Genomic DNA, 7,818 nt, shown 5'->3' with positions numbered 1-7,818 from the left:
GCCCATGAGTGCAAACACCTGTCGCCTTTGCTGGAAGGGTTACCCAAAGGTACGACCGTCTATGCCGATAAAGGCTACGACAGTAAGGAAAACCGGCAACATCTGAAAGAGCATCAGTTGTTAGACGGCATTATGCGCAAAGCCCACCGCAACCATCCGCTGACGGAAGTGCAAACCAAACGCAACCGATATTTGTCGAAGACCCGTTATGTGGTCGAACAGAGCTTCGGTACGCTGCACCGTAAATTCCGCTACACCCGGGCAGCCTATTTTGGTCTGCTCAAAGTGAGTGCACAAAGCCATCTGAAGGCGATGTGTTTGAACCTATTGAAAGCGGCTAACAGGCTAAGTGTGCCTGTTTGTGCCTAAAAGGCGGCCCGGATGCCTGATTATCAGGTATCCGGGGAGGATTAAGGGGTCATTTGGGTAAAATCAGGAGGTATTAGGGGAGAGAAACAGCCGAAAACCTGTGTTTGGGTTTCGGTTGTCGAGGGAAGGGCTTTTTTGCAAAGGTCTCTAACAGTGTTTTACACAACAGCTTAAGAAAAATACGCCGGCAACATCTCAAACACCGCAACCCTTTCAGGCTGCCATAAGGCTTCACAGTATCATTCTTGAAATCTTCAGATACTGTAAACAGCGCCAGATATCTATAGATAAAGTTAAGACATTGACATTTTATCAATGATTTTGTAAAATTTAGTGAGTTTATTTTCAAGTAAAAATATACTGGGTTTAACATTATGTCCGCCATACACACCCATCTGAGTTTAGCTATTTTGGCAGCCTTTTCTTTTCAGGCTGCACTTGCCGATACCATTGAAGAAAGCGAATTCAGACGTCAGGAAATGCGACGCCGGCAGCAGGAGCAGCAGCTGCAGCGCGAAGTCGATGTGCGTTTGGAAGATACGCGGCAAAGTACGCTTACTCCGTCTGCAGCCGAATCGGCCGAATCCCCCTGTTTCCCCATTCATACCGTTACCCTGACCGGCGATGCTGCCGGCCGTTTTCAGTTTGCACTTAAAAAAGCCTTGAAAGAAACCGGCTTCCAATCCGGACAATGTTTGGGTGCGCAAGGCATCAACCGCATTATGGTTGCGGCACAAAACGCCGTTATCGGCCGCGGCTATACCACTACCCGTATTTTGGCCGCACCGCAGGATTTAAACAGCGGAACTTTGGAATTAACCGTTTTGTCCGGCAAAGTGCGCTCGGTTCGCACTGATACTTCGCACAACGACCAAACCCGTGCCGCGCGCATTGCCGCCTTTCAAAACGAAATTCCGTTGAAAGGCGGCGATATTCTGAATCTGCGCCGTATCGAGCAGGGGCTGGAAAATCTCAAGCGCGTACCCACCGCGGAAGCCGATATTCAAATCGTTCCCGCCGATGCACCCGATGAAAGCGACATCATTGTTGCCTGGCGGCAGCGGCTGCTGCCCTACCGCCTGTCGCTCGGTGTGGACGACTCCGGCAGCAAAACCACCGGCAAATACCAAGGCAGCCTGACTTTCTCTGCCGACAACCCTTTCGGCTTAAGCGATCTGTTTTATCTGTCCTACGGCCGCCATCTGGGCCATACCGACACCCATACCGACTCCGAGGGCAAAAAAACCGCCGGCGGCACCCAAAGCTACGCCTTTCACTATTCCGTTCCTGCGGGCAACTGGCTGTGGAGCTGGAACCACAACTACTACCGCTACCACCAAGCCGTGGCGGGTATCAATGAAGTGTACGACTACAACGGCAAAAGCCGTGGCAGCGACATCGGATTTACCCGCCTGCTGTACCGTGATGCGCGGCGCAAGAGCCATATCGGCTTCAAACTGTGGCAGAAAGAAAACCAAAGTTTTATCGATGATGCCGAAGTCGAAGTACAGCGCCGTAAAACCGCCGGTTGGCAGTTGAGCCTAAAACACAAGGAATACATCGGCCGCAGCACTTTGGATATCGGCCTTGGCTACAAGCGCGGCACCGGCATGGCCGATGCCATTGCCGCCCCTGAAGAGGTGTTTGATGAAGGCACTTCGAGAATGAAGGTGATCACTGCCGACATCAGCTATAACCACCCCTTCCAAATCGGCCGGCAGCACTTCGTATATGACACCGCCCTGCATGCCCAGTGGAATAAAACCCCGCTGACGCCTTTGGACAAAATCGCCATCGGCGGTCGCTACACCGTGCGCGGCTTCGACGGCGAAAGCTCACTGTCGGCCGAGCGCGGCTGGTACTGGCGCAACGAAGCCGGCTGGTATTTTCAGGCTGCCCACCAGTTTTATCTGGCGCTAGACGGCGGCCATGTTTCCGGCGACTCGGCGCAATACCTGCTCGGCCAAACCCTAATCGGCGCCGCCGCCGGCCTGCGCGGCCAGTTCAAAGCAGGCGGCAGCCTGAATTACGACCTGTTTGTCGGCAAACCGATTAAAAAACCGCAAGGCTTTAGCAAACGTACCGCCGTTTTCGGCTTCAACCTAAACTATTCGTTTTAACCGGAGAAAACACGGGCACCGCCTGCATTTGGGCTGCCTGTTTCCCATTTCCACACGGACGCAAGAACATGAACAAACACTGCCATAAAATCGTCTTCAACCGCACCCGCGGCATCCTGATGGCCGTAGCCGAGACTGCCATCGGGCAGGGCAAAAGTCCCGGCGAGCGCTCAGGCGGAGAAACCGGTGGCGGTGACGGCAGCCTAAAAACCCGTTCAGGCTGCCGTTTGCATTTGGGCACGCTGACTTTCAGCCTGCTGCTCGGTTTCGGTTCGGCCCTGATTGTGCCCGCCGCCGCTGCCGACATCCAAGCCGACAAATCCGCCCCCAAATCCCAGCAGCCCGTCATCCTGCAAACCGGCAACGGACTACCGCAGGTCAATATCCAAACCCCCACCGCCCACGGCGTATCCGTCAACCAATACCGCCGTTTCGATGTCGACACGCGCGGCACCATTCTCAACAACAGCCATAAAAGCGTATCCACCCGCCAGGCCGGCTGGATACAGGGCAACCCCTTTCTCGCCCGCGACGAAGCCCGTGTAATCGTCAACCAAATCAACAGCAGCGACCCGAGCCGGCTGAACGGCTATATCGAAATCGCCGGCCGCCGCGCCGAAGTGGTGATGGCCAACCCCGCCGGCATCCGCGTCGACGGCGGCGGCTTTATCAACAGCGCAGGTGCCACCCTGACCACCGGCCGTCCCATCCTGGCAGACGGCCGTTTCGACGGTTTGGACATCGGCAGCGGCCGTATTGAAATCGGCGCACAGGGTCTTGACGGGCGCGGTGCCGACTACACCCGCATTCTCAGCCGTGCCGCCAAGATTGACGGCGGCATTTGGGGGCAGGACGTCCAAGTGATTGCCGCCGCCGGCCAAACCGACGCCGCAGGCAGCCTGAAAGACGCCGCCGCACCTCGCACTCCGTCTTCATCCGCCCCCGTCTTTGCCATCGACACCGGCGCCCTGGGCGGCATGTATGCCGGCAAAATCACCCTGATTGCTGCCGATGCCGGCAGCGGCATCCGCAATGCCGGCAAGATTTACGCCGGTGCCGGCGGCGTGACCCTCAGCGCCGACGGAAGACTGGCCAACAGCGGCACCGTCGCCGCCCAAGACGGCGGCACCCTGCGTCTTAACGCCGGCCAAGCCGACAACAGCGGCACCCTTTACGCCCACGGCCAAAGCAGCATCGACAGCAAAAGCAGCCTGAACAACAGCGGCCGCATTCTCAGCACCGCAGAAAACCGCATCCGCAGCGCCCGGATTGACAACAGCGGTCAAATCGACGGCGGCCGTCTGGACATTGCCGCCCCCGTATTGGACAACAGCGGCCGCATCAGCCAAAGCGGCAGTCAGGATCTGGCCGTCGATACCGCCCGCCTGGCCAACAGCGGCCGCATCGGCCTGCCGGAAAACAACAACGGCAACAGTGGAAACAGTAGCGGCAACAACGGCGGAAACGGCAACAACAATGGTTCCCACTCCGGCAACAAGCGGCCGCCCGCCAATAACGGCAACGGCAATAGCGGCAACAGTCACGGCGGCCATACCCAAGTTCCCACTCCTGCCGACGGCCGCATCAGCGTCTCCGGCCGTTTGGACAACAGCGGCACCATCGAAGCGGGCGGCCGCACCGATCTGAACGTACACAGCGAACTGGCCAACAGCGGCCGCCTCACCCTCGGCAGCCTGAAAGCAGACGGCAGCCGTTTCGACAACCGCCAAGGCGACATTCTCGCCCACAGCGCCGACATTCACAGCAGCCACAGCGACAACCGCGGCGGCGCCCTGGCCGCAGGCAGCCTGAAACTGGATGGCACCCGACTCGACAACCGCCAAGGCGCCATCCGCAGCAACAGCCAAAGCGACATCCGCCTTTCAGACGGCCTGAACAACGAACAAGGCGAAATCACCACTGCCGGCAGCCTGAAACTGGCCGCCGACAACATCACCAACCAAGACGGCAGCATCTTGGCCGGACAGGACATCGGACTGGATGCCCGGGTACTGGACGGCAGCGGCACCCTGGCCGCTGGCCGTGATGCCGCCCTCAAACTCAGCGCCGACTTTGACAGCAGCGCAGACATCGAAGCCGGCCGCACACTCAGCATCGAAAGCGGCGGCAGCATCCGCAACCGCCACCGTTTGGCCGGCGGCGCAGCCCTCGACATCCGTGCCCGGCACATCGACAACCGCGCCGAAGGCAAACTGGTTTCCGGCAGCAATACCCGTATTGGCGCCGACACCGTGGACAACCGCGGCCTGATCAACAGCAACGGCCTGACCCGTATTGATGCCGCAGACAGCCTGAACAACATCGGCAGCGGCCGCATCTACGGCAGCCGTCTCGCCCTGGGCGGCGGCAGCCTGAACAACCGCGAAGAAGCAAGCGCAGACGGCAAAAACCAAGCCCCCGTGATTGCCGCACGAGAGCGGCTGGACATCGGCATGCGCAGCATAAGCAACACCGGCAGCGGCTTTGGCCGGATTGAAAACGGCCAAGTACAAACCGGCAGCGTCTCCAGCCTGATCAGCAGCGAAGGCACACTGCATATCGGCGGCCGTTTGAACGAGAGCCATCAGGCCGAAGGCAGGGCCGAGCGACTGGAAAACCGCGGCGCGCGGATTGAAGCAGCGGGAGGCGGGCAGATTGCCGTTCAAAAACTGGACAACCTGAACGCCGGTTTGCGCACCGAAGAATATTTGGCCGACAGCCGCCGCCAAACTGCCTACACCTTTGCCGGCGAGCCCGAACGCTACATTGACGGCGAAGACGGCAACATGAGCCAATACCGAACCAATCTGGTCTTCCGTTTCAACGAGCAGGGCAGACAGAAAAGCGGCAGTACCGAACGCAAATTCGAACGCTCCGACGTATCGGCGGTACGCCGCTACCAATACAGCCTGAACCGTTACCGCCAACGTATCGTAGAAAGCCGTCCGGGCGAAATCCTGATTGGCGGCGACCTGAAAGCCGAAGGCGGAGAATGGCGTAACAGTGACAGCAAAATCCTGATCGGTGGCACATTGTCGGGGCTTTCCAAAGACAAGATTGCCAACCACGCCACCCAAGAGCAGCGGCGTCTGGAAGAAGTCGGCATAAGCGAACATGCGACCTTCGAAAGAAGCCATGGCCACCGAGGCAGGCATCATGTCTATTGGAGAGGTGGTTATGCTTACAACAACCCGAGCGTCAGCACCCACGACTTTGAAAACCAGCTGAGCGACATTCTGCAAAACCAAGGCAGCCTGAACCCTCCTGCCGGCCATGCCGCCGCAGCCGATGCCGCCACCGCCGCCGTTGCCCCTCCGCGCATTAAAAGTCCCGACGTCAGCTTCAGCCTGCCCGAAAGCAGCCTGTACACCGTCCGTCCCGACCGCCCCGGCTATCTGGTGGAAACCGATCCCGCCTATGCCGACTACCGCACCTGGCTGGGCAGCGACTACATGCTCAAAGCCCTGCAAACCGATCCCAACCGCACCCACAAACGGCTGGGCGACGGCTATTACGAGCAACGCCTGATCAACGAACAGATTGCCCGTCTGACCGGCTACCGCCGTCTGGACGGCTACCCCAACGACGAAGCCCAATTCCAAGCCCTGATGGACGCCGGCATCAGCTTCGCCCGCACCCAGCAGCTGACCCCCGGCATCGCCCTGTCCCCCGAGCAGGTTGCCCGGCTGACCAGCGACATCGTCTGGCTTGAAAGCCAGACCGTTACCCTGGCCGACGGCAGCAGCCAAAGCGTACTCGTACCCAAAGTCTACGTACTCGCCCGCCCCGGCGATCTCAACAGTGCCGGCGGCCTCATCAGCGCCGACGCCCTGCAGCTGAATGCCGGCCGCATCGACAACCGCGGCACCCTGGCCGGTCGGCGCATCGTCGATCTGGCCGCCGGCGACATCAGCAACAGCGGCCGCATCGGCGGCAAAAACGTCATACTCGACGCCCAACAACAAATCGACATCACCGGCGGCAGCATCGAAGCCGAACAGCTGCTCAGCCTCAAAGCCGACAACATCACCCTCCAAAGCAGCACCGCCCAAAGCGGCGACTCGCACAACGGCCGCACCACCGTTGACCGTGTGGCCGGACTGTATGTCAGCGGCACAGAAGACGGCCAAGGCCTGCTCAGCCTCGAAGCAGGGCACGACATCAAACTGAACGGCGCCCGCCTGGCCAACCGCGCCCGCGACGGCCACAGCCAAATGATTGCCCGCGAAGGCAGCGTCACACTCGGCACCGTCCGCACCGAAAGCCACGAAAGCTACGGCGCGGCAAACGACAAAAACCACCGCCACATTCACCAAAGCGCCGAAGCAGGCAGCCGCATCGAAGCGGCCGGCAACATCACCGTATCCGCCGGTAAAGAGCTCAGCATCCGCCAAGGCCAAATCGACAGCCAAAACGGCCGCACCACCCTGGCCGCCCAAGGAAACATCGACATCAGCGAAGGCAGCCGCACCCTGGATTTGGACGAATCCACCTACAGCAAAGACCGCAGCCTGACCGGCAGCAAAAGCCGGCTGGACCAATACCGGCGCCAACACGACGAAGCAGCCGGCAGCGTGATTACCGGCCGCGAAGTCAGAACGGCTTCCGGCGGCGACACCCGCATCCGCGGCAGCCAAGTCATCAGCGACGGGCAGACCCTGGTGACCGCTGCCGGCGAAGTGCGCGTTGATGCTGCTCAGAACCGCTACCAAGATTGGGAAAACCACGAGCGCAAAAAGTCCGGCCTCACCGGTAGCCTGAAAAACGGCGTAGCGATGGCCGGTTACGGCAAGACCCAAGAAAACCTGCAGCAAAACAGCGTATCGTCTGCCGTAGTCTCCTCGCAGATAGGCAGCCTGAAAGGCGATACCACCGTAGCGGCGGGCGGCAAACTGAGTACCGAAGCCGCACAGCTGTATGCCGGTGGCGATCTGAAGCTGCAGGGGCGCGAAGTTTCCCTTGACGAAGCCTATAACCGCAGCGAACAGCACAGCCGGACACAGCGTAAACAAAGCGGCTTCTCGATCGGCATCACTTACGACCCCTATACCGCCGGTAAAAATGCCTGGGACAAAGCCATGCAGGGCGGCGGGTACAGCGACAGTATCGTCGGTAACTGGATGCAGCGCAGCAGCGCCTCAGCCAAAGCCAGCCAGGCGGCGGGCACGCCCGTTGTCATCAGCGGCGGCCGCAGCCGCAGCACGCAGGTGCAGGATGGCAGCAGCGCCGAAGCCGTCGGCAGCTCGCTGACAGCCGGCCGCCATCTCAGCATCCGTGCCACCGAAGGCAACATCGAAGCCAAAGGCGCACAAATCTCCGCCGAAGGCGA

The 7,818-nt window shown here is 59.8% G+C and carries 3 protein-coding genes; all 3 read left to right on the top strand.

All coding sequences use genetic code 11. The annotated features are described in order from the left end of the window. A partial coding sequence (locus ACTHSN_RS10650) for a transposase (protein ID WP_440365314.1) occupies positions 1-369 on the top strand: 369 nt, incomplete at its 5' end. A 374-nt stretch (positions 370-743) separates the two neighbouring features. Beyond that, the gene (locus ACTHSN_RS10645) at positions 744-2,489 is read left to right on the top strand and encodes a ShlB/FhaC/HecB family hemolysin secretion/activation protein (RefSeq protein ID WP_070461294.1); all 1,746 of its coding nucleotides are present in this window, start codon (positions 744-746) and stop codon (positions 2,487-2,489) included. A gap of 68 nt (positions 2,490-2,557) precedes the next feature. Further along, positions 2,558-7,818, top strand: a 5,261-nt coding sequence (locus ACTHSN_RS10640) for a two-partner secretion domain-containing protein (protein ID WP_440365313.1), incomplete at its 3' end; no start/stop codon positions are given.

It is taken from the genome of Neisseria sp. P0009.S010 (genome assembly GCF_051958545.1).
GTDB classification, from domain to species: domain Bacteria; phylum Pseudomonadota; class Gammaproteobacteria; order Burkholderiales; family Neisseriaceae; genus Neisseria; species Neisseria subflava_A.
The sequence above is the reverse complement of the archived record's forward strand: the minus strand, read 5'-3'. Positions and strand labels throughout refer to the sequence as shown.

Coding starts and splice junctions, on each gene's coding strand:
- ACTHSN_RS10645 (WP_070461294.1), top strand. CDS start 744: ATGTCCGCCATACACACCCATCTGAGTTTAGCTATTTTGGCAGCCTTT.